Genomic DNA, 728 nt, shown 5'->3' on the forward strand with positions numbered 1-728 from the left:
CGGTCCAGTTCTGCCTGTGCGGCTTGGGATGCGGATTCCAGCACCGGGGCCATGCGTTCCTCATCCTGCAGGACCATGGGCGGAGAGGATGACCAGATGCCTTTGATGGTTTCGTCGCGGGGGTTGCCCTTTCTGGGATTGGCCCGGCACTTGCCCGTGCGGATGAAAATATTGGTATGGCCGTTGGCCATGGTGGCCACAAAGCCAGCCTGCTGAAATTTTTCGTGAAACTGAATCCGGCCCTTCCGGTGTTTAAACAGGGCCGAAAAGCCTTTTTGGGATCGTCTGCCGCCAAAGTGCATTCCCGGCACCTGCCCCTTGATCTTCCAGGCTTTGGATTTGTCGTAGAGGGGAACCCCCCGTTTGTCCTTTGCCCGGAGGTAACAGGTGGCATCCGTGTAGGTGGCTTTGCGTTCCGTGATGGTCTGGCGGATGACGGTTTTGGTGAGGTTGACTTCCTTATATATGGTATCCACGGCCACGGTTTTGGCCTTGGAAAGCCCTTTGTTCAACGCCCTTGTGGTGGCCTTCCGGCTGCCGTTTTTCACATTGGCAAGCAGCTTTTCCACCTCATCCAGCCCCTGAATGCTGACATTGGAAATCATGGGATGCCTCCCTCCTTACCCATACTGCACCAGCCCGATCTTCATCAGCACATCGCCCTCCACCAGCACCCGTGTGGTACGGTATTTACTGGTGTTGAGGATCACCGGCACCGCCTCCCGGAA

Annotated in this window: 1 protein-coding gene; it reads right to left on the reverse strand. The window is 56.7% G+C overall.

All coding sequences use genetic code 11. The features are described from left to right. The coding region (locus tag OOT00_RS16095) for a phage tail protein (RefSeq protein ID WP_265426442.1) at positions 1 to 605 on the reverse strand (605 nt) is incomplete at its 3' end. Positions 606 to 728 lie beyond the last annotated feature (123 nt).

This window comes from Desulfobotulus pelophilus, assembly GCF_026155325.1.
Taxonomy (GTDB): Bacteria; Desulfobacterota; Desulfobacteria; order Desulfobacterales; family ASO4-4; genus Desulfobotulus; species Desulfobotulus pelophilus.